This is a genomic window from Desulfobulbus oligotrophicus, assembly GCF_016446285.1.
Taxonomy (GTDB): Bacteria; Desulfobacterota; Desulfobulbia; order Desulfobulbales; family Desulfobulbaceae; genus Desulfobulbus; species Desulfobulbus oligotrophicus.
This window is the reverse complement of record NZ_CP054140.1, coordinates 364,225-386,845: the sequence shown is the minus strand read 5'-3', so window position 1 is coordinate 386,845 and position 22,621 is coordinate 364,225. Positions and strand designations below refer to the sequence as shown.

The 22,621-nt window shown below is 55.3% G+C and carries 25 protein-coding genes; 18 read left to right on the top strand and 7 right to left on the bottom strand.

The window, feature by feature from the left end; genetic code table 11:
- Positions 1-6 precede the first annotated feature (6 nt).
- The 17 genes from HP555_RS01745 (at position 7) to HP555_RS01665 (ending at position 16,210) form a co-directional block, all read left to right on the top strand.
- Positions 7-1,002 (top strand): sigma-70 family RNA polymerase sigma factor, encoded by a 996-nt coding sequence (locus HP555_RS01745; RefSeq protein ID WP_199263506.1) that lies wholly within the window; start codon positions 7-9, stop codon positions 1,000-1,002.
- A gap of 67 nt (positions 1,003-1,069) precedes the next feature.
- Positions 1,070-1,594 (top strand): OmpA family protein, encoded by a 525-nt coding sequence (locus HP555_RS01740; protein WP_199263505.1) that lies wholly within the window; start codon positions 1,070-1,072, stop codon positions 1,592-1,594.
- Positions 1,595-1,641: 47 nt separating this feature from the next.
- A complete protein-coding gene (locus HP555_RS01735; RefSeq protein ID WP_199263504.1) occupies positions 1,642-1,965 on the top strand; it encodes a hypothetical protein in 324 nt (107 codons plus the stop codon).
- Positions 1,966-1,972: 7 nt separating this feature from the next.
- Positions 1,973-2,248: a type IV conjugative transfer system protein TraL gene (locus HP555_RS01730; protein ID WP_199263503.1), complete on the top strand. Its 276-nt coding sequence runs from the start codon at positions 1,973-1,975 to the stop codon at positions 2,246-2,248.
- Positions 2,245-2,820 (top strand): type IV conjugative transfer system protein TraE, encoded by a 576-nt coding sequence (locus HP555_RS01725; protein WP_199263502.1) that lies wholly within the window; start codon positions 2,245-2,247, stop codon positions 2,818-2,820. The genes HP555_RS01730 and HP555_RS01725 overlap by 4 nt, the downstream gene beginning before the upstream one ends.
- Positions 2,817-3,587, top strand: coding sequence for a TraK domain-containing protein (locus HP555_RS01720; RefSeq protein ID WP_199263501.1), 771 nt, complete (start codon positions 2,817-2,819; stop codon positions 3,585-3,587). The genes HP555_RS01725 and HP555_RS01720 overlap by 4 nt, the downstream gene beginning before the upstream one ends.
- Positions 3,584-4,759, top strand: coding sequence for a TraB/VirB10 family protein (locus tag HP555_RS01715; RefSeq protein ID WP_199263500.1), 1,176 nt, complete (start codon positions 3,584-3,586; stop codon positions 4,757-4,759). Before HP555_RS01720 ends, HP555_RS01715 begins: the two co-directional genes overlap by 4 nt.
- 13 nt (positions 4,760-4,772) lie before the next feature.
- On the top strand, positions 4,773-5,183 hold the full coding sequence (locus tag HP555_RS01710) for a TraV family lipoprotein (protein ID WP_199263499.1): 411 nt from the start codon (positions 4,773-4,775) through the stop codon (positions 5,181-5,183).
- Positions 5,180-7,723 carry a TraC family protein gene (locus HP555_RS01705; protein WP_199263498.1) on the top strand — a complete coding sequence of 848 codons (2,544 nt, stop codon included), beginning with the start codon at positions 5,180-5,182 and terminating at the stop codon, positions 7,721-7,723. The genes HP555_RS01710 and HP555_RS01705 overlap by 4 nt, the downstream gene beginning before the upstream one ends.
- Positions 7,713-8,318, top strand: coding sequence for a hypothetical protein (locus tag HP555_RS01700; RefSeq protein ID WP_199263497.1), 606 nt, complete (start codon positions 7,713-7,715; stop codon positions 8,316-8,318). Before HP555_RS01705 ends, HP555_RS01700 begins: the two co-directional genes overlap by 11 nt.
- 10 nt (positions 8,319-8,328) lie before the next feature.
- Complete coding sequence (locus HP555_RS01695) at positions 8,329-9,210, top strand: TraU family protein (protein ID WP_199263496.1); 882 nt, start codon at positions 8,329-8,331, stop codon at positions 9,208-9,210.
- A complete protein-coding gene (locus HP555_RS01690) occupies positions 9,198-9,938 on the top strand; it encodes a TrbC family F-type conjugative pilus assembly protein (RefSeq protein ID WP_199263495.1) in 741 nt (246 codons plus the stop codon). The genes HP555_RS01695 and HP555_RS01690 overlap by 13 nt, the downstream gene beginning before the upstream one ends.
- Positions 9,935-10,267, top strand: coding sequence for a hypothetical protein (locus HP555_RS01685; RefSeq protein WP_199263494.1), 333 nt, complete (start codon positions 9,935-9,937; stop codon positions 10,265-10,267). Before HP555_RS01690 ends, HP555_RS01685 begins: the two co-directional genes overlap by 4 nt.
- Positions 10,236-10,763 (top strand): S26 family signal peptidase, encoded by a 528-nt coding sequence (locus HP555_RS01680; RefSeq protein WP_199263493.1) that lies wholly within the window; start codon positions 10,236-10,238, stop codon positions 10,761-10,763. Before HP555_RS01685 ends, HP555_RS01680 begins: the two co-directional genes overlap by 32 nt.
- On the top strand, positions 10,711-11,679 hold the full coding sequence (locus HP555_RS01675; protein ID WP_199263492.1) for a conjugal transfer protein TraF: 969 nt from the start codon (positions 10,711-10,713) through the stop codon (positions 11,677-11,679). Before HP555_RS01680 ends, HP555_RS01675 begins: the two co-directional genes overlap by 53 nt.
- Entirely contained in the window at positions 11,676-13,109 is a 1,434-nt protein-coding gene (locus HP555_RS01670; protein WP_199263491.1) for a conjugal transfer protein TraH, read from the top strand. The genes HP555_RS01675 and HP555_RS01670 overlap by 4 nt, the downstream gene beginning before the upstream one ends.
- Positions 13,109-16,210 (top strand): conjugal transfer protein TraG N-terminal domain-containing protein, encoded by a 3,102-nt coding sequence (locus HP555_RS01665; protein ID WP_199263490.1) that lies wholly within the window; start codon positions 13,109-13,111, stop codon positions 16,208-16,210. The genes HP555_RS01670 and HP555_RS01665 overlap by 1 nt, the downstream gene beginning before the upstream one ends.
- 33 nt (positions 16,211-16,243) lie before the next feature.
- Here HP555_RS01665 and HP555_RS01660 read toward each other — a convergent pair whose 3' ends face one another.
- A complete protein-coding gene (locus tag HP555_RS01660) occupies positions 16,244-16,510 on the bottom strand; it encodes a hypothetical protein (RefSeq protein WP_199263489.1) in 267 nt (88 codons plus the stop codon).
- Between the two features lie 133 nt (positions 16,511-16,643).
- Here HP555_RS01660 and HP555_RS01655 point away from each other — a divergent pair, with 133 nt between their 5' ends.
- Entirely contained in the window at positions 16,644-17,264 is a 621-nt protein-coding gene (locus HP555_RS01655) for a lytic transglycosylase domain-containing protein (protein WP_199263488.1), read from the top strand.
- 28 nt (positions 17,265-17,292) lie between these two features.
- Here HP555_RS01655 and HP555_RS01650 read toward each other — a convergent pair whose 3' ends face one another.
- From HP555_RS01650 to HP555_RS01625, 6 genes are all read right to left on the bottom strand, one after another.
- A complete protein-coding gene (locus tag HP555_RS01650; RefSeq protein WP_199263487.1) occupies positions 17,293-17,460 on the bottom strand; it encodes a hypothetical protein in 168 nt (55 codons plus the stop codon).
- A gap of 3 nt (positions 17,461-17,463) precedes the next feature.
- The gene (locus HP555_RS01645; RefSeq protein ID WP_233249223.1) at positions 17,464-17,859 is read right to left on the bottom strand and encodes a hypothetical protein; all 396 of its coding nucleotides are present in this window, start codon (positions 17,857-17,859) and stop codon (positions 17,464-17,466) included.
- A 179-nt stretch (positions 17,860-18,038) separates the two neighbouring features.
- Positions 18,039-19,121: an IS5 family transposase gene (locus HP555_RS01640; RefSeq protein ID WP_199263485.1), complete on the bottom strand. Its 1,083-nt coding sequence runs from the start codon at positions 19,119-19,121 to the stop codon at positions 18,039-18,041.
- Between the two features lie 81 nt (positions 19,122-19,202).
- Positions 19,203-20,018, bottom strand: coding sequence for a phospholipase D-like domain-containing protein (locus HP555_RS01635; protein WP_199263484.1), 816 nt, complete (start codon positions 20,016-20,018; stop codon positions 19,203-19,205).
- 2 nt (positions 20,019-20,020) lie between these two features.
- A complete protein-coding gene (locus HP555_RS01630; protein WP_199263483.1) occupies positions 20,021-20,932 on the bottom strand; it encodes a hypothetical protein in 912 nt (303 codons plus the stop codon).
- Positions 20,932-22,617, bottom strand: coding sequence for a DUF3696 domain-containing protein (locus tag HP555_RS01625; protein ID WP_199263482.1), 1,686 nt, complete (start codon positions 22,615-22,617; stop codon positions 20,932-20,934). Before HP555_RS01625 ends, HP555_RS01630 begins: the two co-directional genes overlap by 1 nt.
- Positions 22,618-22,621: the final 4 nt, after the last annotated feature.

Below are 22,621 nucleotides of genomic sequence, written 5' to 3'. Positions count from 1 at the left end.
AACACCATGACAGAACCGAGCGCCATCCACATCACCTCCAGCCGGCTCACCTGGCTCACCGCCATGGAATGGGTTCGAGCCCACAGGCACATTGTCCGCTGGGAGGCTACCCCCTTTATTCCCTACATAGCCGGGGACAACGACGATCTGTGCCAGGAGGCCACCATAGCTGCTTTCAAGGCCCTGATGAAGGTTCAAAATCAAGACTCTCAGCGGTTGATCACCTATTTTCGGACCATCTTCAGAACCCATTGCCTGAAGATGGCCGTTGGTATCCGACCAGCACTGTTTGCCTACGAATACCTGCTCTGCACTGCTTCTCGGGAAGAGGAGGAATACCTTCCTGAACCGCAACCCGAGGAGATCGAGCAGGCCATGCAACGGGTCAAGGATCGGGACCGGCGGATTTGCCGGTGGATCCTTGAGCAACCATTCCCGGTCTCCACCGAGGAGACGGCTTACCACTTCAACCTCAGCCGGCGACAAGTCTGTCGAATCCTTCAGAACGCCACTGACCACATCATTCAACACCAACGAAAAATGCAGCCCAAACTACCGACCATCACCGAGTTTTCCCGTAAGTCACCACTCCCCCGGAAAATCCTCCTGCTCCTGAAGCGCAAGGAGATCATCCAGGATCCTCTGACTCAGGAGGATCAGATCGGCTTGCGTGTTTTGGAGCAGGTCTGGGGGGACAGGAATGTGCTTCGTCCGCAGATCTCCCGGATGTCGCGTCTCGCCAGAGAGAAGTTCATCCGGACCGTGGCCTTGAGCAGCAAATGGGAGCGCTACGCCTACTCCCGGTACTTCAATCAGGAGCCGGGAGCTCGTCTTTCCCTGCAGCAGGTCATTGCAGAAATCCAGACTACCTTCCGTTTTGAGCTGACCAAGAAACAGATCAGCCGGATCCGCAATATTCGCTCCAGAGCCCAGGTCGCCCGCTACCGAGACATGAGAAAAAAGGCCCGGGAGATTTCTTACATCGCGCAAACTAAGAAGTAAGAAACAACGTTTCTTGATGATGACAAAACTGACTTCAACGGCCCCAAAAAGAGAGCACAAGAAAATCATGAACGCCCACCTGATTCCCATCCTGATAACCGTCCTGCTCTTGAGCTCCTCGCCGCTCATGACCAGGGAGATTCGTCAGGAACGCTTCTCCCTGCTGAGCGAGATTGTGCGGGTGACGGATCGGGAGACCTTCCTGCTCACCAGCACACCCAACCACCGCCAGCCAGCCTGCGAGGAAAAGACCGTAAAGGCCACGGATGGTTGTGAGCTTCCAGTGGTGCATTTCCAACTTGGCAGCGCCGAGTTGTCTCTGTCCGAGCAAAATGCTCTGCTTGCCACTCTGCCCCAATGTGGCATTGTTCCCGAAACCGGATTGATCGTCATAGGACACACCTGTTCGCTGGGCACGGAAAAGCGCAACCGCATCCTCTCCCGAGAGCGTGCAGAACAGGTGGCGGCAGTGCTCCATGCTCATGGCTACAGCATCTCCGAAGTAACAGCCATGGGCTCGCAGCAACCCATACCCGGCAACAAGCACCTGGCCGGCAACCGGCGAGTCGAACTCGCCTTTACTCGACCATAACCTGCCTGAACGGCAGATATTTTAAAAACTCTCTGGAGGAGACCGAGATGAACCGACTGCAATACTTCCGCAAACGTTTGAACATGACCACCTGGATGGGCGCCGTGCTGCTCACCCTGTTCCAGGCGGGCAACGTTTTGGCCATGACCGTACCGGCAACCGGCTCCTTTGCCTATGACCTCTACGATATCGGGGTCAACCAGATCCTGCTGGGCCCGGTGGGCTTCACCGGCGGAGTGGCCTGTATGTGCGTGGCTGCGATTCTGGCCATCCGGCAGATGATCCTGCCGGCGGCCGGCGTGGTGTTGGGCGGGGCTTTCCTGCTCCGGGCCAACACCGTAGTCGAGACCATCGGCGCTTTGATCAGCTGAGGGGAACATGGCCGGCTCATCCCGCAAATTCCCCCAGTATCTGTCCCGACCCTTCCAGGTGTTGTGGTTTGAAGTCGATGAGCTGGCTATTTTTTTATTTACCCTCACCGTTGCCCTGATCTATGGCGGTCTGGCCTGGCTTGTCTTTGTAGGTGTCCAGTACGGCTACATCCGTACCAAACGGAGCAAACCACGGGGGTTTCTCAAGCACCTGCTTTATGCCTGCGCCTTGCTGCAAATGAAAAACTATCCCGGTTACTTTGAACAGGAGTTCCACGAGTGAAACTCAACACCTATGTGCAACAGAGCAGTAACCTCTTTGCCCGTAACCGGTTGCTCCAGTTTGTGGTGATCGTTCTGGCGGTTTGCCTGATGTTCACCTCCTTCATGGCCTACCGGGCGGTACGCTATCAGAAGGTGATCCTTATACCGCCGCAGATGACCGGCACGGTGGAGTTCGTCCAGGGCAAGCCGACCGAGGCCTACATCCAGGACATCGGCCGGCGGATCCTTTCTCTGGCCACCACCTACTCACCGAGCACGGCACGCAAGCAGTTCAACGAGTTGTTGGTCTACTACGCGCCCGAATCCTACCCCGAGGCTTCCATCCTCTGGTATTCGCTGGCTGGGCGGATCGAGGAGTCTCAGGTCAGTTCGGTGTTTTATCCTCAGACCCTAAGCATGAAAGACAACCGCATAGAGGTGTTTGGCGACCTGAAGCAGTACACCGGTAATACCCGACTGGAAAACACCACCCGGACCTATTTCCTTGACTATCAGATCAGGGACGGCCGTTTCTCCCTACTGTCCTTCAAGGAGAAGGAAAAATCCGGAGAAGAGAGGAGTGAAAAATGAAGATACTGTGCTTTTCCATCTGCTGCTTGTTGCTAAACACCGACCATGCTGTGGCCGGCGAGGGAGTTCCCGCCGAGGTCCCCACCATGGTGGAACTTTCGGCCCGGGAGATCAACCGCATCGTCTGTCCCGGGCAGATGAGCGATCTGATCTTCTCAGAAGAGAAGGGGCTGACCGGCCATTTCTCCGGCAACAATGCCTTCATCAAATTTACTGCCGAGGAGGTGGGCGGCAAGCTGAAGTACAACAATGAGCCCAGCGAGATTTATGCGGTCTGCAACGGTTCGGTTTTCACCATCATCGGTGTCCCGGCTGAAATCAACGCAGTCACGGTCCGGCTTGCCCTGCCTAAGAGCGAGACCGTGGAGAAGAACATCACCCGCTATAAGAACATGCCCCTGGAAAAACAGGCTCTGCAACTGATCAAAGAGGCCTACGACGGGGTTTTTCCTTCGAGCTATCAGGTGATCGACAAAAAACAACCGGTTTACCTCTGCCCGGATCTCGACTTGGTCCAGCAACAAGTGGTTGAAATCGAAGGCGTCGGCTTGCAGCTCAAAGCCTTCAAGGCCACCTCGCGGCTAGGCATGGATCTGGAACTGGCCGAAAAGACCTTCCTTTCCGCAGCTGTCGGCAACCCGATCCTGGCGGTGGCCATCGAACAGCACACCCTCAAACCCAAGCAGTCGACCCGGGTCTTTGTGGTGGAGCGCAAGGATCTACCTGTCGCAACCATGACCACTCTGGATGCCGGATTTGAACGATGAAGATCAAGGAACGGTTCAATCGGCTCACAGCGGCACGCAAGAAGATCGTTATCTGGTCGCTGATAGGGGCTGTCCTCCTGGTAATTGTGGTGACCGGCTACAGCTCCAGATCGACCCATCAACCAGGACAGAGTGGCGAACGTGTCCAGAATACCCGGCTTGAACCGGATCTGATGGAGAAGACCATTGTCCGCGAGTATCGCCGCAAACTGGAAGAGCTTGAAGGACATGTCTCCACCATGCAGCGGGAGCTGGAGCGGGGCCGGAAGGAATTGGAAGCGACTGAAAGGAGCAATCAGAAACCTGCTCAGGAAAAAGAGTTGCCCAAGATACCCGAAGTCGATGAGATCGAACGCGGCAAAGCTGCCTTCCCACCTCCCATGCAACCGCTGGCGATTGGAGATGAAGAGGGACCTCATTTCGCATCTGCCGGGGCCCCAAAAGAGAAAAAGCGGATCGGCAAGATCACGGTGGTCAAGAACGATAGCCTGCCCAAAGGGGATACGAAGAAGAAGGGCCGCACGGTCTATTTGCCGCCCTCATTCATGGAGGCCAACCTGCTGACCGGCTTTGACGCGGCTACCTCTGGCACCAGCAAGAACAGTCCGGAGCCGCTGCTGCTGCGCATCAAAACACCAGCGGTCCTGCCCAATGACATCAAGGCTGAACTCTCCGGCTGCTTTGTCGTGGCCGAGGCGGTGGGCCGACTCGACAAGGAACGAGCCGATGTACGGCTGGTCTCGCTTTCCTGCTTGAGCAACGAGGGCAAGGCGGTGATCGATACCCAGGTCAAGGGTTTTGTCACTGATGCGGATTCCAAGGTGGGACTCTCCGGCCGGGTGGTCTCGCGCATGGGCGCGGCCACGGTCCGGGCCATTGTCGCCGGTCTGTTTGAAGGCGCCGGCGATGCCCTCAAGGCCTCGACCACCACTACCTCGACCTCGGCTTTGGGATCCACCTCCACCATCGACGGTTCCCAGGTCGGCAAGTCCGCCCTGGGAACAGGTCTTTCCCAAGGTGCCCAGACCATGAGCGACTTCTACCTCGAACTGGTCAAGCAGACCACCCCGGTGATCGAGGTCAGTGCAGCCAAGAAGATCACGGTCATCATCTCCGAGGGTAAGGAGCTTACGATCAGGGACATCAAGAACAATGAGTTTGCGCAACAGTAAAAAAGGAGCAGCCATGAGACGAATACTTGCTTGCCTCGCCGTACTTGCCCTAGTCTCGGGCTGTGCCGGGGTCAAGGATGCGGTGAACCCCTATGAAGAGAACTTTCGGTGCAAGGCCAAGGATAGTGACGGCAAGTGCCTGGATACGCCGACCGCTTACAAAGAAGCCCGGCTTCCTGACGGTCAAGAGGGCGAGGCAGCATCAAACACCTCTCAAGTCGAGGCCCAGAACAGCCGTTACAAAGCGCTTACCGATCTGCTGGAAGCTCCCGAAACCCCGGTGCTCAATCCGCCCAAGATCCTCCGGGTATTGCTGCTCCCCTATAAAGGGGAAAACAACGAACTGTTCATGACCCGGTACGCCTACCTGGAGATTGAACCCTCCCAGTGGGTGCTGACCGAGGTCAGCGAGAAGAAGCCATGATCTCTCTGCTGGAAAAGATCTGTTTTAATTCTGGTGCCTACCTCAAGCAGGCGGACCTTGAGCGGATGACCAGCCGGCATCCGTTCTCCGCCTACCTGAACTATCTGGCCTACGACTACGACCTCGATATCTACCTCAACCAGGATTGCAGCCTGGGCATGCTCTGGGAATGCACACCCCTGACCTTTGCCGGCCCCAAGGCCCTGACCTCATTGGAGGGGTTGTTTCGGGCCGGCTTACCTAAGGGGAGTGTGCTTCAACTGATCCTCCATGCGGATTCCCATATTGCCCCGATCCTCTCCAGCTACCGCGAGAGCAGAACGGTGACGGACATCATTGTCCGCACCAGCACCGATCAGATTGTCGACTTCATGGAACAGGGACGGCGCGGACTGGCCGCCTGCTCCAACATCCCGGTGCGCAACTTCCGTCTGTTCGTGGCGGTCAAGCTACCCGGCGATATGCCGGAGGCGCCGAATCCCGAGGACTTCATCGACCGGGAGAGAGCCAAACCCCTCCAGGACATCAAGCGGCAGATCAACGAAACCTTGAAGGCGGCGCTGCTGTCTCCGCGCTCTCTGCAGCCGGGCGACCTGCTTGAATGGGCGCGGCGATTGTTCAACCATTATCCGACTGAATATCCGGAGCACAACTTTACCGCTTACAACGACACTATCCCCCTGCGCAAACAGATCCTGAACGCCGATACCGTGGTTCGGGAAGCAGGTGACCATCTTCAGGTGGGGGATAACTTTTTCTGCTGCACCACCCCTAAGATCATCCCCACCGAGGTCGATCCCTTGCAGACCAATACGCTCTTTGGCGGTATCTGGGGTCTGGTTTCGGATATGGATCAGATCAAGACCGGCTTCCTTTACACCCTCAATATCCTTTTTGAGCAGGGTCTGGAGACCAGGATCCACGCTAAGTGCAACCTGCTCCTCAATCAACAGGCGGTGGGCTCGCTCTCTCCACTACTTCGGAGAAAGCAGGAAGAGCACCTGGAGGCGACCGATGCCCTGGAGCATGGAGTCAAGTTCGTTCGCATCATCCCCATTCTCCTGGTCTGGGACCGGGATCTGGAAGGGGCTCGCGAGTCCTGCACCCGGGCCAGAAGGATCTGGGAGGACAACGGCTATGTCATGCAGCAGGATTCTTTCATCCTCAAGATTCTTTTTCTCTCGGCCTTACCCTTTGGTCTCTACACTACCGGCAAAAACGTCGACAACCTGGAGCGGGATTTTATCGCCCCGGTGCCTTCGGTGACTCCACTCTTACCGGTCCAGGGCGACTTTGCCGGCACCGGCGGGGTGCCCAAGCTGATCTTCACCGGCCGCAAGGGCCAACTGGTCAGCCTGGACTTCTTTGCCAAGGGAGCGCCTAACCACAACACCGTCTGTTGTGCCACCACCGGATCGGGCAAGTCCTTCCTGGTCAACTTCCTGGCGTTCAATTACTACGCTTGTGGCTCTCTGGTGCGGATCATCGACATCGGCGGATCCTACAAGAAAATCGCCAACATGCTCGGTATCCGCTATCTCGACTTCCAGCCGGGAACCACGGTCTGCCTCAACCCCTTCACCTCCATCCAGGAACCGGAGGAGGAACTCAAGTCAGTGACCGCTGTCTTTGCCCAGATGGCCTACTCCAACTCGGATACCAACAAATGCGATGACACCGAGTTGAACATGATCCGCAATGCGGTTCGCTGGGCCTGGCAGCAGAAAGGACAAGGGGCCGAGGCCGATACGGTCTATGAATTCCTGACCAAGTTCCCTGAGGTGCCGGCGGCTGATTTCGACTCGATGAGTGATAACCCGGCCCTGGTTGAGGTGGCCAGGAAGCTGGCCTTCAATATCCGCGAGTTCACCAGCCACGGCTTCCACGGCAAGTTCTTCACCGGTCCCTCAACCTTTGACATCCACCGCGATGCCTTTGTGGTCCTGGAATTGGAGAACCTCAAGATTCAGCCCGATCTCTACCGCGTGGTCACCCTGTTGGTACTCAACGCCGTCACCCAGGATCTCTATCTTTCCGACCGCTCCCGCTCCCGGCTGATCATCTTTGACGAGGCCTGGCAGTTTATGGGCAAGGCAGCCATGCTTGGCCCGGTGATCAACGAGGGGTACCGGCGTGCTCGCAAGTACAACGGCAGCTTCATGATCATTACCCAGTCCATCCTTGATCTCGACAATTTCGGTGAGGTGGGCCGGGTAATCAACGGTAACTCGGCCTTCAAGATCTACCTCGAATCCTCGGATTTCGACCAGGCCCGCAAGCAGGGATTGATCGAGCATGACGACTTTGTCCTCCAGTTACTGAAAAGCGTTAAATCCAACCCACCCAAATACTCAGAGATCTTTTTCGATACCCCCTTTGGTCTCGGTGTGGTCCGACTGGTGGTCAACAATTACGACTACTTCATCTACACCTCCAAGCCCGCCGAGATTGCTGCCATCGAGGCCATGGTCAAAAGCGGCCTCAGCTATCACGAAGCCATCCTGGAGATGGTAGCCCGGAGGGAGCAGGATGCACTCTAAACTTGTCCCGATCCTGTGGATCATCACCTGTGGCCCGCAGGTCTTGGCAGCTCACACCCAGCTGGAGACTGTAGGAAAAACCTATCCCATAGTCGAGCGGGATATCCGGGAAGAGTTTAAGCAAATGGCGACCGGCATCGACCTTGATGCCTTATTCAACACCCACAACCGCTATCAACCGGCTAACCTGCACCCATTGCCTCGGGCAGCAGGCGACCGGGTATTCACCGTCGATCTGACCCATACCCTGGATCGTGACATCAAGGATAGCCAGGGCAACCTGCTCTATCCCCAAGGCTTCACCTTCAACCCCTTGCAGTATGCTGGGCTGAGCGGTGGGCTGGTGGTCATCGACGGCAGTGATCCCGGACAGGTCGAGTGGTTTAGGGGTTCTCCCTATTTTCAGAATCACCGGGCCATTCTTTTGCTTTCCGGTGGGTATGCGAATGAGGTGAAACAAGAGTTGAAGCGGCCGGTCTATTACCTGACCCACGATATTGCCGCCCGGCTCCAGCTCAAGGCCGCACCTTCTGTGGTGGTCGAGCAGGACAACAAGCTGACCGTTCGGGAGGTGCGCCTTGCAACACAGCGTTAGCAGATTTTTGGTGCTCTGCCTTCTCCTGGCCCCATTACAGTCCTTGGCCAAGTCGGGGACTCCCTTCAACCCGATCACCGACATCCATTGGTCCGAGATTGACTTCACCATCGAGAGCGTCTGCTTCTGTCCCAGAGTTTGGGGCGTCGAGGTTGGCCTGATTGTCAGCTACTGGGAGCCGTTTCTTCTTATGGACACCTCCTCGGTCGCCTTCTATTCAGCCACATTAGGAACCTCGGTCGGTGGATCTCCGCTCGATGAACTTGGAGGCAAGAACAAAAGCTCTGATGCGGTTGATATAGCCAACGAATCGACCTTTGCCCAGTCGCACGCCTTCCTTCTCCCTCTGATGCCCTGGATTTGTGCCCGCAACGATTACGGCACCTGGTGGAGCGAATATGACCCTATGTGGCAAAATGATGAGTTGGCCACCTTGCTCACTCCCGAGGTTTCACTCTATGCCAACAAGGCCGTGGTCATGGCCTGTATGGCCGATGCCATCGCTGCCAATGCCGGCTGGCCGCTGGATGCCATGCCCTGGTGCGTCGGCAGCGGCGGTTCGGCCTATCCCATGACCGGCCATGTCGACAACGACAACATCGTTCAGGCCAATGCCACCGCCGCCTACCGGATGCTCTATAAGCTCAATCGCATCGGCATGCTCTGTGATCCCTATCCGCAATGTGGCTGCATGCATACCCCGGTCTGGATCAAGAGCCATTACAAGATGAACGTAGCCCGGCCCGGCATTCGAGGCGTGTATCCTATCGGCCGGGCGACCTCTACCTATGACTCCGGACTCAATCCGCCCTATATGGGGGCCCTGGGTTCCAATGACGAGTTTCTCTGGGTGGTTTACCGCAAACAACGGTGCTGCACATGCTGCGAGTGAGTTGGAGGCTGCCGGCGGTGGCGTTGATCATCACCCTTTTTCAGGGCGTTTTGGCAGAAGAACGCAAGGAAGCCGGAGAAGTGGTGGAGAAGGCGGTCGAGAAGGCCCGTAAACTCAGTGAGACCATGCACCTGCCTGAGAATGCTCATAACGACAAGGGACAGGAAGCAGCTCGACAAACAGTGGAAAAGTTGAACGCACCTGCGTTTCGGGAGCAGTTGGGCTGCCAGATGGAAAGGATTCAACACAGCGGGACACCACAGGAACAGGCAAGGACAGTGCAGGTGCAAGGGGCACTTTCCGCTCAGGAGTCGGTCTATCTCTTCCTTTCCAGTTCGCTGCCCGAGGCGACGGTGAACCGGTACTTGATTGATGTGAATCGAACTGCTGAACAACGGATTGTGCCGCTCCTGTTTGGCCTGCCGCAGGGATTGGCAGGCAAACGCCTCAATGCCGACTATTTCAGCCGGGTGATGCAGGCTGCACCGGAATGCCGGGATACTCCCGATGCTCCCTGCCGGCGACTGGCAGTGCCGTTCAAGGTCAACCCGGAGTTGTTTGCAAGGTACAACATCAACGAAGTGCCGGTGCTGGTCTATGACAACGGTCAGGACTCCTGGTCGATCCAAGGAGAGACTGAGCTGGCTTACCTGTTGGAAAAGGTCGGCAAGGCGGCGAACAGTCCCGCGCTTGCCGGCATCAGTGCCCGATTGCGAGGTGGCCAGTGAACGAATCGATCGAAGTGCAAGACAAAGAAAGCAGAGTGATGGCTTCCCCCGGCTACTTGGAGGTAATCGGCATCGTCCTGGTCATCGTTCTGGGAGTGCTCTTTGCCTACGACCGGTTCCTGGTGCCCAAGGTAAAGGTAGCAGATTTGAAAGGCTACCTGCAGGAACAGAAGACCTTGCTCGCTGCTGGGACCATCACCGAAGAGCAGTGGAAACGAAATCTCGACACACTGGAACAGGTGTTCCAGGAGCAACCTCCTCATCACCTGATCATCCTCAAGGATGTGGTGCTCCATCATGATCCGGATACTGAAATCAAGCTCAAGTAGACCATGGTGGCGATTGAACCGGCGGGAACAGACTGTAGCGATCGTCTTTCTCGCCTTCATCCTTGCCGGCTCCTGGTTGCCCGGCCGCATTACCGTGGCCACCAGTGGTTCGCTCAATCATCGGGTTTTCTTTCTGCTCCCTGCACCCGCCAAGGTGGAACTGGGCGATTACCTGGTCTTCGGTCGCCAGGATCTCTCGCAGGTGCAGTCAGGACTACGTGCAGATCATGACCAGATGCTCAAGAAGGTCGGCTGTCTTCCAGGCGATCAACTGACCACCGACGAAACCCACCATTTTTTCTGCAATGGCAGGCTATTGGGGCAGGCATTGGAAACGGATAGTAAGGGCAGGCCCTTGCCCCGATTCTTCTTCAACGGTCCGGTCCCGGCAGACAAACTGTTCATGGTTGGCACTCATCCCCGCAGTTATGACAGCAAATACTATGGGTTCATTGATGTTCACGAGATCAGCCATCAAGCGCTACCGCTTTGGTAGTGTTGGGTTATGCCTGGCGCTGCTGGCCACGCCGGTCTGGGCCGGGATCACCGCGCCCTCGGCGACCAACAGCTTCTACCAGGAGAGCAAGCACGGCTGGTTCTGGTATGAGGATCCAACTCCTGTTGTTGAGGAGGGGGAGCGGGAGATACCAGCAACTGAGTCCAAGGCCGCCCCTTTATCTCGTGAGGTGTCCCTGGCCCACTATTCCACGGAAACCCTGTGGAACATGCATCCGGATGATTTTCAGCAGTTGCTGAACGGCCTGCAGAAAAAGGCGGTCCAGTACCCGACCGAACAGAACATCCTTGAGTATCTCTCCATCCAGGATATTGCCCGGCGCAAGGCCCTGGCCTACGCCAATGCCGCCCAGTATGTCACCCAGAAACGTGCCGACCTGTTCAACATCAATCAGGTCTATCCTACCTCCAGCCCAGGCACTCTGGCCCGGGTACAGATGCAGCAGGAGGAAATCGCGGGAACGATCCGTGAAGCTGGGAAAAATCATGCACTGCTGTTCTTTGCCGCAGCCGGCTGCGGCTTCTGTGAGAAACAGGCCCAGATCCTGACCTACTTTGTCGACAAATACGGCTGGCAGGTCAAACCGATGGTTATTGAGCGCGAACCCGATATCGCTCTGCGCTTCAACATCACCACCACGCCGACCTTGTTGCTGATCAGGCAGGACAGGGAGGCCTCGATGCGGATCGCCACCGGTGTAGCCACCCTGCCGGAGATCGAGCGTAACCTCTATCAGGCAATTCGCTCCATGCGGGGGGACACCTCCATGGAGTCGTTCACCACCTATGATTTCCAGAAGGGCAGCGCCCTGGATCCAACCTCGATCCTGAAGATCCAGACACCCTGGCAGGCTAACGGCCTAATCAACCAGTCACCTACGAGGCCCTCACCATGAAAACAGCATTCCTTTCCGCCATTGTCGCCATGACCATCTCCGCCCAAACGGCGCAGGCCGGCTGGGTCGACGACTGGCTGCAGCAGCATGCCGGCAGCACGCCCAACTACTTCAGTGGCCAGCAACGCGGCTATTACTCCGGTGGCAGCTTCTCGGGCCGCTGGCACAGCACCGCCGAATATCCGGTCACCGTAGAGGTGCCCCGAATTAAGAGCGGCTGCGGTGGTATCGATGTGTTCATGGGCGGTTTCAGCTTCATGAACACCGATTACCTGGTCAATAAACTCCAAGCCATCCTCTCGGGGGCCCCGGCGGTAGCCTTTGACCTGGCCCTGAAGACCCTCTGCGAGCAGTGCTCCAATACTATCAAAAACTTCGAAGCCCTGGCCGATAAACTCAACTCCATGCAGTTGGATGAGTGTTCCGCCTCCAAGGAGCTGGTGGGGATCGTGGCCAATGAAAACGGCTTTCACTCCTCAGAGGTGATGCGGGAGAAACTCGGTACCGCCATCAAGGAGAACAAGCTGGTCAGCGGTACCGCCGAGATGTGGGATATCCTTACCAAACAGGACCGGGCCAACAATAATCAGCCCCAGTCGGCTGACGTGGCAGCTGTGACCAGCGGCTGTAATGCCGACATGACCAACATCTTCCTTGTCGGTGGCTCGCTACTGGCCAATGTCGGATCAAAGATGAGTATCCCATCCAGCCATATTGATCTGATTCGGGGACTGGTGGGTGATGTGCAGTTGGAAGGCCCTGCCAATGCCTACCGCATCTCGGCCATTCCGCCTTGCCCGCAGAACAACCCGGATGACATCAAGGCCTTCACCGAAGGCGCGGTCTATATCAAGAGTATGACCGGCGCCTGCAGCCGGATCAGCGATGCCAACCGGGACCTGGTCGCCTATATCAGCACTACCCTGAACAGCATTGCCGATAAGGTGGAAAACAAGGGCACGCTCACCACCGCCGAGCAGACCTTTCTTGAGTCCAACCCTCTTTCCGCCCTGCCAATCCTCAAGACAGCGGTGGGGACTAACACCAGGGAATCGATCATTCCCGGTTTGGCGGATATCACTGCCAAGGCCTACAGCCTGCAGATGCTCTCTGATCTCTACCTCCGGGGTGAATCCATTGCCGCCAAAGCCAAGGAGGTGTTGGAGAAGAAGGCCGGTCCCTCCACCGGTCAGGGACCGGAGAAGTGTGCGGCTGTGCTCTTTGCCGAGCATGCCGACCAGAGTATCACTGCCATGCTGACCCGGATTCGTGCGCTCAAGGAGTCGGCCAAGACCAGTTATGTCGCGGCCGCCAACGAGATGAACACCACGGTTGCCTATCTCAACCACATGCAGCGGATGGAGATCCAGATGGCCGCCGAGATCACCCGACGCTACGGCAAGGACCTGGCCGCGAGGATGCAGTTGTGATGAACAGGAAAAACATGACGAAGTGGGGTTTGTTCCCTCTGGCCTTGAGCGCTATTCTCCTTTCGGCCGGGTCTGCCCTGGCCCTGGATATGGAGTATTACACCTACGGGGGATTCAACCCCATTGTTCAGGCATTCATCCGCATTGCCCTGATCTTCAGCGATGCCGGTTATCAGGGGCTCATCTTTGTGATGACCGTCATCGGTATCATGGCCGGGGCAGCGGCCTGGATTGCCCGAGCCACCACCGGCGCCCGGATCATCCCGCTGACCTGGACCGTGCCGGTGGTATTCGGGGCCATCGTCTACCTGGCCGTCTTTGTGCCTAAGGGCAACATCACCGTTTATGATCCAGTGCTCAACCGGTTCCAGACGGTGGGCGATATCCCGGATGCCATCGTCTTCACTGCAGGCACCCTCAACCTGATCGAGCGTGGCCTGGTGGACATCATCGATACTTCGGCGGCTCCGGATGCTGCCTATACTCAGACCGCAGGCGGCATTGGATTCAAGACCCTGGAGTCGGTCAAGGGTTCCTCGCCCAAGGACAACTATGCCCGCACCTCCATGATCCGCTACGTCAAGGACTGTGTCACCTTCGAGCTGATGCGGCCGGGCACCACCCTGTCCCTGGATGATCTGCGCAACATCAGCACCGATTTCCTGGTCAATCTCGCCCAGGCGGTTAATCCATCGGTCTACACCGTCTACTACGATGCCGCGAGTCCGGCCGGCACCGCCATGAGCTGTACCCAGGCCTGGACCAACTTGCAGCCGATCTATGCCACCGCCGCCAACTACAGCGAGTCGATCCGCAAGGTGTGCAGCAAGTCCTACTACGATCCAAGCAGCGCCACCGAGTTGGCCACCTGCCGCAACCAGATCTCAAATACCCTCAACTTCACCACCGGCACAGCAGTGACGCCGGAGCGGATCATCCAGCAGCGGCAGATTGCCGAGATCCTCTACAACTTCTACTTCCAGGATGATGTCGAGACCTCGATGCTGATGGAGAGCGACCGTAAGATCACCACCTCCGGGCTGGGGATCGGTCTGACCATGAACGAGTGGATACCAATCATCCGGGCGGTGATGACCGCCATTGCCATTGGGGTGATTCCCTTTTTGGTGCTTTTTCTTCCCACCCCGATTGTCGGCAAGGCGGCCTCGGTGATGCTCGGCTTTTTTGTCTTTCTCTCCACCTGGGGCGTGACCGATGCGGTAATCCATGGCGCGGCCATGGATTATGCCGCCCGCAACTTCGAGGAGGTCCGGCAATCGAATCTCGGCGTCTATGCCATGGCGGCCCTGCCTTCGGTTTCCACCAAGATGCTGGCTATGTTTGGAGTCATCCGCTCCGCCGGCATCATGCTGGCGAGCCTGTTCTCGATGATGCTGATCCGCTTCGGTGGCCATGCCCTGGCCATGTTGGCCGGCAACTTGAGCAGTCTTGTCCAGGGAGCCGGCAGTCATGCCGGAGCCTTGTTGACCCCGGATGGGCTTTCATCCGCCATGCGTCAACAAACCAAGGCTGCCGGCCTGTTGGACGGGATGGCCGAGCATCGGTTCGCCAACTTGGCTGCCGCTGAATCCTGGAGCCTGCACAAATCGGTGGGCGGGAATACCGCAGCCATGAATGCCCGCAGGAGTTTACAAAAATCAGGGCAAATTCCACCCATGACCTCACAGGGTGACTTCGCCACCATGATGGCCTCGGCCAACCAAAGTGTCGGCACCGCCTCCGGACCGGTGACCGTCTCCACCGGGCCGGATGGCACTGCGACCCGGATGCGCTCTGAATCAGTCAACCCGGACGGTTCTTCCAGTGTCGTCACCCTTGGTCCAGGTGGCACCGGTACCCAGGACGACATCCTTGCAGCCGGCAAGGCCTCTTACGTGGTGGATAGTGATGGAATCAGAACCACCACTCAAGCCTCAATTCATGGCCTTGATCCGGTCAAGGTCGGAGCCATGGCAGTGCAGCAGAAGGTGGCCGGAGCTGCCAAGACTATGGGGAGCGACAGCAACTGGGGAATGCTCTGGCAGCAGGTGCAAAGGGATAGCCTTTCCGGCGGAGAAAACAGAAGTTACTCCGACACGCTCAATAACGCACTCCACAACAGTTGGAAGCGGGCCTTTAATGATCAATCGAGTTTTATCCACTCATTAGATGAAATACAGAGAACTCAACTGCAAGGGATGCTGGGCGCAGGAGGAAGAATCGTTGGTGCCAGCATGGGTGCGAATGGCCAATTATCAGTAGTAGGAGGTGATGGAGAACGGGTGAGCTTTCAAGTTTCCGAAGACACTGCCAAAGCCTTTTCCCGAGACGAAGCCAAAGTGCGCTCTGAAGCAGTCGCTCAGACATTCAGCGATGGCCGTGGGTTGGATTACCTGGCCAATGTTGCCAAACGTATTGGAGCCACAGAAGCCTATTCTATCATTGATGAGGCCCGGTCAATCAGCAGATCGCAGGAGTCCTATGGTGCAGATCTGACCACGGCACTGGTGAAGAATTACGCCCGAGAGCGGTATGGCGAGGAAACCCCTGAGACGATCCGCAAAACCATCAGCGATTTCAACAGCTATGTTACCCAACACGGTCCAGCCGGTGTCAACAATATGCGTGATATTGTCAGTGGCTTTGTCAGCGGGCACGGATACGGCTGGGGCAGTACCCAAGCAGAGGTGCAAGGAACCATCCACAACACCCGGAATCGAATCCATGATCAGGGGTTGATGAAGAGTTATGTCGATCAGACGGCCGGATCAGTTCGCTCCAACACTGCCGGCATTACCGAGGGAAGTCTTCAGCCTCCCGAAAGTCCCCTCCCGTTACAAAAACCGGACGGGACGCGAACCATTACTAATGCTGATAATCTGCGGAGTGTCAATCGACATGAAGAGTCTGGACAAGGTCGAATCCGCACCGATATGAAAGGGATGGCCACCGAGGGAATCGGCAAGGTGTTCAAAGGAGTGGTGGACAGCCAGGGGAATCGACCGACTTCTGAAGGGTACTTTCAGGCGCCACCAGAGAACAAATTAACTCCGGGTGAAGGAAAACCCGGAGTTGTAGTGGAAATTCATAAAAGAAAATAGATCGATACGGTCAGGGCAGTATACCAGAAAATTTTATTTGTCATCCCAATGGTAAATATTACCCTGGTACATGCGCCAACTGGGGCAGAACTCGGGTTCTTCCTTGATAGGCGACAATGCCTCCAAGTCGCTGCAAGGCTGCCACGACTCCACGACTTTTGCCACCAACCCGCTTGCGGAAAAAGGCCGCACCGGTATCGACTCATCCATCAATCGGCCACAGGACCGACACATCGCGCTGTCTTCGGACTCATACCCGCAATGGGGGCAAATGGTGGTCCAATTGGTCTGGTCAGACATGATTGTTCTCCGGTGTACTGGTTTGCGGAATGATCAGTACCGATTCGTGTGCGAAAGATTACGTTCCACGCTAACCCTTATCATGTTTTCGAGAAAAGTCAAACCATCGGAAATAGCTTGGAAAGTGACAGATATGAGGATTGAGGTGGTTCAAAAAGAACGAAAACCCTTTGTATTGTTCCCGCTCCTAGCCGGTTTACTGCTCTTTTTCGCATTGAGTTTTTCGTCGCCATTTACCGCCTGGGCAACAGTTGCTGCCTATATAGATGTTCAAGGAAATCTCCATTATATGCGGGGTAAGAGCAGTCGAACGGACAAAAAGATCGCCATCGAACGACCTGTCCCACGATCATCGCGAGATCTCTCCTATCAAACAATCAACGCATTCATCCAAGCGGCCGCCACCGAACATGGGGTTGATCCCTACCTGATCAAGGCCATCATCAAAGCGGAATCGAATTTTGACCCTGCCGCTGTTTCGCCCAAGGGGGCTCAGGGCTTGATGCAACTCATGCCGGCTACGGCTAGGGATCTCCAGGTAGACGATCCCTTTGACCCGCAGGAAAATATTACCGGTGGCACCAAATACCTTCGTTCCCTGCTCGACAACTATGATGGGGACGTGGTGTTAAGCCTGGCCGCCTACAATGCCGGGCCTGGCAAGGTTAAAGGACGCATCCCGAATATCATTGAAACCAGGATTTACATCGCCAAGGTTCTCGACAATTATCAGTCTTACCGAAATTGCAGGTGATCTTAACCCAATTTAAATTCTCTGATTTCTAATCAGAAATATCAAACAGGCTCATCTGCCTATTTTTTTCAAATCCTTCCTGATAGTCGCGAATTTCTATGTCAAATCTCGCAACGATCTTGACAAAATCCTCTTTTGCCAACAGTTCGTCAGAGATGTCGTAATAATCAAATTCAACGCGAATCAGGTCGATCATCTCCTAAGCCTTTGGGAAATTCAGTCGGTGATCGACATAGGTCTCAACAGCCTGTTTGACAGCTTCGTTTTCCGTGATTTTCCCGTCCTGCATTTGGCGATACAGAGTCTGGTCATACGCAAAGAGTTGGCCCCAACAACCCTTTTCTTCCCTGGCCTGATGATACAAGTGATCAATGAGGTCTGTCCGGCTTTCCTTCAGAATGCATGCCAGGCTCTTAACTTGAGAAACGGCAGACTCCCCGGTGGAATTCGCTGAATCCGAGATCCCTCCCGAATCATTCTTCACGGAAGAAGAATTCGTCACAGCAGGTAAGGCATTCCCGAGCGAACTCTTCAAACAGTCCACAGCAATGCCAATCTCTTCTTCGAGTTCCTTCTTGTTCTTGGTTTCAAGCATCACCCCATAGCGTTTCGCGTCTAGCAGGCTGTTGAAAAACAGGAAAACATGAGACAAGGGTTCTTTATTTGCCCTTCGATAGCTCTTTTGCAGAGGCCCTTGGCCGTTTGTTTGTCATGATGCGTTGCCGGTTTTCATCTTCCAAGGCGCTTCAAGCCGTTCTGATAGGGTTTTCCCTCCTACCCGGAGGCAACTATCCCCAGATTGCGCATGCGGACCATGTTGTAGGCTGCCGCTGAGAGCGTGAACAGCCAGTCAATCTTTTCCACACCTTTGTACCTGGCTTTGCGTAACCAGGCGACGGTTTTCATCCAGCCAAATATCTCTTCCACCCGTTTGCGTTTTTTCCGGCTCACAGCATAACCTTGATGACGGGTGGTGCGGCCATCGATGGCGGAGCCTTTGACTTTCTGCGCTACATGTGGAGTAACGGTCAGGATGCGCAGGTCATCGACGAACTCCTTGCAGTCATACCCTTTGTCCGCGCCGATGGTGACTCGATGTGTGCCCGGAATATCCGAAGCCATGGAAAGGGCGGCCTCGCGCTCCGCCGTCCCGGTTGCCTGGGTCAGGCGGGTATCGACGACCAAACCGTTCCGATTTTCCATCAGCACATGCCCCATGAAGCAGAGCCTGGCCTCCTTGCCTTTTCCTTTTCTGAACAGCCGGGATTCTGGATCGGTGACCGATGCGTGCGTGTCATTGCGACGCTTTTTCCCGTGGAAATCCACTGCCGGATTGCGGTTGCCGCCGGTAGAGACCGGAGGCTCCTCATCTTTGGGCCGAAAGCTCTTCAGCGATGCCCACGTTTCGATCAGTGTGCCGTCAACGGTGAAATGGTCGTCAGACAAGAGTCCGGCTGCCTCGGCTTGGGAACAGATGGATCGCAAGAACATCACCGCAAGATCACTGTGCAGAATGCGCTCCCTGTTTTTGGAATAGACGGAGTGATCCCAAATTGCTTCATCCATGGACAGGCCGACAAACCAGCGAAAAAGAAGATTGTAATCAAGCTGTTCCACCAACATCCGCTCGCTCCGGATCGAATAAAGGATTTGCAGCAGCAGGGAGCGAAGCAGTTGCTCGGGCGGAATCGATGGTCGTCCTGTTCGTGAGTAGAGTTCCCGAAACACAGGGGAGAGTTCTTTCAGCGCTTTATCAGCTATGATTCGGATGGGGCGCAGGGGATGCGTTTGTGGAACCCGGGATTCGGGGGAGAGATAGCTGAACAATTTCTGTTGCTGAATGTCAGGTCCGCGCATATTCCCACCTGTTTGTCAGTTATTCCAATTGGTTGAATAATACACGGTATTGTTTTACATGTCCCGTTGTTTATGAGTTTTTCAACAGCCTGCTAGTGTGTACTCGCCTGCTATTGACTCCACTACTTCGAGGAACAGGTTGATCGCCACCAGTTTCTCCACATCTTCGCGGGTCAGAACATTCCAGCTGCTTTTCAGGCGCAGATTGGTTTTCGCAAACATATTATTGAATGGCCGCAGGGAGATGGACTTGTTTTTGATCCTGACACCGTGCAGGGTCATTTTCAGCAGTTTATATTTATGCCGGTAAAATGTGGTCTTACGCAGTTCGGCCAGATCAACCGGCGGATTTTCCTTGAGCACGGAGATGGTTGTCTCAATCTCCCGTTTAATTTCTTCCGGGGCTTTCTGAATGACAGGGCAAGTCTGGATGGCAATATTCATCCCTTCTATGTTGAGTTCAATCGGTTCCCCCTCAATCTGCCGCAACAAACTGTTGGCCACGTCACTCCCGCCAATAAAACCATTGGGGAAATCAATCTGTTCCGGCACCTCTTCCCAGGACAAGGCCACCGGCGAATACACCATGACCGTTTCGTCCACGATGATGATGGCCATCCGGATATAGTTGGCGCTCCGGACGTTCAGCAGCTCAAAATTTTGATTGATCCGTTCAAGGGCTGTTTGTTCGCCGAATCCATAGCGGACTGAATTTTCATCGGTGTCCACATATAGGTCACACCGCACATCCTTTTTTCTCAGCTCCAGCAACGTCTCAATCTCGTCAACAAAATAGCCGGCCTTGGCAATGACAACCCTTTTCCTGGCCTCTTTGAGAAAAGCAAGGACGCTTTCCTTTGTGGCTTTAACGAACTGGACAGCCGCTTTTTCCTCCATGCTCATCTTCCAAGGGTGCCGGTAATTTTTAGTGGATCTGCGGCCTGGTCAAAGGCCGGGGCTGCCGGGTCGTATTGTTTGCAGCGGAAAAGATACTGATCCATATCAAGACGGGTGAGGTCGTCGGTTTCACCATCCGCGCCGGTATCGAGGCCGTGGTGAAAGGAGACCCCACCGAGATCGGTCAGGATATAACGGTTGTGAAGCCCCTGCCCTCTTGGCCGTTCCTGCCACTGGTAGAGGGAGACCTGCAGGGCATTGGGAATAACTTCCTGAAACCGCTTTAGAATAATATGATCCTCTACATCTATCCGCTTAGTGTGGATCTCTATGGATTCCGGGGGGACAATAGGCCGGGGGCCGGCCAAAACCATCATAAAAGCCCGCAGTGAATTGTTATAGCGGCTTTCCCCTGGCCAGAGATGCGGGTCGATGAACTTGACCCACTGGCAGCAGGTGAGCATCTGCCGCACGGCCGCAACCATCTCCGAGGCCTTTCGGTTGACCGTGATTCCATGCGGGTTGTCCCAGCCAGGACAAGGAGAGGCAGCAAGACCATCCTCGCAGAGGATTTCCGGCCTGCCTGCCGGGTTGTTATGGGCCAGAACGGCGCGGAATGGGTGGCGGGCGTGTTCTTGCCCGGCATTGTCAAGCCAGGTCGCGCCCTCGTCCCAGACGTAGTCTTTCCGTTTGATCATGGTTTCCTGGAGCCTCACCAGCAGCTCGGTCAATCTGGCCTTATCCATATCACTGCCACCGGCACAGGCATCCCACACCTTTCTTGCCCATTTCTTCGGGTAGCGAGAAACCAGCCGCCCTTGGCCGCTGCCGAACTCGCGGATAAAATAGCGGTGGTTGACGCGGTCACCCCAGGCTGCCACCATTTCCGGTTCGAGGGCGTATTCGAAGATCATCAGAACAGCTCCCCTGCACGTTCGGTAAAAAAGCCGCGGGGCCAGCGGTCAATGAAGTCGCCGTCTTCGTCCACTCTGATGGATAGACAGGAGATTCCGGAGTCCCCCTGCTCGATGAAATAGATGGAGAGTTCCTCCGGAGAGAGTGTCCGGTTTTCCAGGGCGTCATTTTCGCCGGTTTCCCGGATCCGCCGCAGGAATCGGAGCATCAGGTGCTCGGAGTGGGTCTCAAGGATAAAGGTGAGGTCCGGACGCTGCCGGATCTGTTCGATGAAGAGATCGCCTAGAGCCACCTGAAAGGCAGGGTGAATATGCAGTTCTGGCTGTTCAATGGCCACTATTCCCGTCTTATGGTACAGAGCAGCCACCACCACAGGGAGAACCTGGGAAATACCGACGCCTATATCCTGGGGCGCGAGTTCGATGTTACGCGCCTCGTCCCGAATCAGGAGCCGACGCAGGACTGGCAAGGCCAGTAGCTGATCGCGTAGATCCTTGTCCTCGTCAAGGATACGTCCTTGAAGTATGGCCAACATCAGTGGGTGGTCGTTTTCCAGTTCCCGGTATTTTTTCACCTCGACACGGTAGCCGGAATTAAGCCGCCCCTCGTCGGTCAGCCACTCGTTCACCTGGTCGATAAATGCCTCATCACTGAAAAAAAGAGTATCATAAGCAGCAAGGCCATTCGACCAGCGAGAGTTATCTGGTGAAGTAGCAGGCTTATGGTTTCGTCCAGGAATATTACGCAATGGTCCGACATAGCAAAGCTTTCGCAGTCCGTCCCTAACTAACTCGCCAGGTCCTACGATCAAGCTACTAAGCAGACGGGTAAAATTAGGTCGATCTTCAAACTCAATATCTTCGGCCCATATACTATTATCCAGTGAAAGATTTTTCTCCCAATGGGGGATAGCCGAGTTTTGTCTCAATAAATTAATTGGTTTAGAAAGGCCGGGAATCCCATTTTTAAAATTCATATACTGAAAAAGAGGAGTAAGCATTGCCCCTAAATCGCTTATTGCAAGATCCCCCCAGAAATCTCCCGACTCTGGAGAAAAGAACTCATTCGTTTCGGTAAACAATCTAGCCGCATTATTACGGGCGTCCTCGGGAGCAACACCTTCCTCGAGTAAAATTGCATTATACGGGTTGATTTTTGAAATATAGATCTGTTGTCCGTCAGCGGATGCTTCAATCGTTACCAACTCAGAATCGTTTACCGAAACGTTATAAACCGCAGCATACGGGCTGGCAGTTAGTTCACTCCACCGGATGGTTATTCCAATAGTAGCCTTGGAGATGCGAGGGAGAACTTCAAGTAGATAACCACTGCCGGCATTATCCAGCATATCGGTACCAATATAACGAACTTCTCCGTCTGCGTAGGTTGGTAGGTCCTCTCTGGAAAGATCGAGTTCAAACGACATTTTCACAGGCAACGATTTGTCATGCTGATGGACAAGGCTCTCGAATCCACCAAGATCGATGGATTCACCACCTAATAATGTCCGGTCCGGGTTGAGATTATAGCGTTCGAAGACCTCCCGGGCATAGTGCAGGGCCTGAACAATAGTGGACTTGCCCGCAGAGTTAGGGCCAAAAAGCAGGGTGATTGGCTTAATCTCGATTCGGATAGGTTCGCGAATACCCTTGAAGTTTTGGATAGTGATGGCGGTGATTGACATGCGA

Excerpts from the sequence above, each read along its gene's own strand:
- HP555_RS01690 (WP_199263495.1), top strand. The coding sequence starts at position 9,198 with ATGCTGCGAGTGAGTTGGAGGCTGCCGGCGGTGGCGTTGATCATCACC.
- HP555_RS01625 (WP_199263482.1), bottom strand. The coding sequence starts at position 22,617 with ATGTCAATCACCGCCATCACTATCCAAAACTTCAAGGGTATTCGCGAA.
- HP555_RS01730 (WP_199263503.1), top strand. The coding sequence starts at position 1,973 with ATGGCCGGCTCATCCCGCAAATTCCCCCAGTATCTGTCCCGACCCTTC.
- HP555_RS01705 (WP_199263498.1), top strand. The coding sequence starts at position 5,180 with ATGATCTCTCTGCTGGAAAAGATCTGTTTTAATTCTGGTGCCTACCTC.
- HP555_RS01680 (WP_199263493.1), top strand. The coding sequence starts at position 10,236 with ATGATCCGGATACTGAAATCAAGCTCAAGTAGACCATGGTGGCGATTG.
- HP555_RS01665 (WP_199263490.1), top strand. The coding sequence starts at position 13,109 with ATGAACAGGAAAAACATGACGAAGTGGGGTTTGTTCCCTCTGGCCTTG.
- HP555_RS01635 (WP_199263484.1), bottom strand. The coding sequence starts at position 20,018 with ATGGAGGAAAAAGCGGCTGTCCAGTTCGTTAAAGCCACAAAGGAAAGC.
- HP555_RS01735 (WP_199263504.1), top strand. The coding sequence starts at position 1,642 with ATGAACCGACTGCAATACTTCCGCAAACGTTTGAACATGACCACCTGG.
- HP555_RS01700 (WP_199263497.1), top strand. The coding sequence starts at position 7,713 with ATGCACTCTAAACTTGTCCCGATCCTGTGGATCATCACCTGTGGCCCG.
- HP555_RS01715 (WP_199263500.1), top strand. The coding sequence starts at position 3,584 with ATGAAGATCAAGGAACGGTTCAATCGGCTCACAGCGGCACGCAAGAAG.
- HP555_RS01670 (WP_199263491.1), top strand. The coding sequence starts at position 11,676 with ATGAAAACAGCATTCCTTTCCGCCATTGTCGCCATGACCATCTCCGCC.
- HP555_RS01645 (WP_233249223.1), bottom strand. The coding sequence starts at position 17,859 with ATGCTTGAAACCAAGAACAAGAAGGAACTCGAAGAAGAGATTGGCATT.
- HP555_RS01630 (WP_199263483.1), bottom strand. The coding sequence starts at position 20,932 with ATGATCTTCGAATACGCCCTCGAACCGGAAATGGTGGCAGCCTGGGGT.
- HP555_RS01710 (WP_199263499.1), top strand. The coding sequence starts at position 4,773 with ATGAGACGAATACTTGCTTGCCTCGCCGTACTTGCCCTAGTCTCGGGC.
- HP555_RS01640 (WP_199263485.1), bottom strand. The coding sequence starts at position 19,121 with ATGCGCGGACCTGACATTCAGCAACAGAAATTGTTCAGCTATCTCTCC.
- HP555_RS01660 (WP_199263489.1), bottom strand. The coding sequence starts at position 16,510 with ATGTCTGACCAGACCAATTGGACCACCATTTGCCCCCATTGCGGGTAT.
- HP555_RS01655 (WP_199263488.1), top strand. The coding sequence starts at position 16,644 with ATGAGGATTGAGGTGGTTCAAAAAGAACGAAAACCCTTTGTATTGTTC.
- HP555_RS01720 (WP_199263501.1), top strand. The coding sequence starts at position 2,817 with ATGAAGATACTGTGCTTTTCCATCTGCTGCTTGTTGCTAAACACCGAC.
- HP555_RS01740 (WP_199263505.1), top strand. The coding sequence starts at position 1,070 with ATGAACGCCCACCTGATTCCCATCCTGATAACCGTCCTGCTCTTGAGC.
- HP555_RS01675 (WP_199263492.1), top strand. The coding sequence starts at position 10,711 with ATGGGTTCATTGATGTTCACGAGATCAGCCATCAAGCGCTACCGCTTT.
- HP555_RS01650 (WP_199263487.1), bottom strand. The coding sequence starts at position 17,460 with ATGATCGACCTGATTCGCGTTGAATTTGATTATTACGACATCTCTGAC.
- HP555_RS01745 (WP_199263506.1), top strand. The coding sequence starts at position 7 with ATGACAGAACCGAGCGCCATCCACATCACCTCCAGCCGGCTCACCTGG.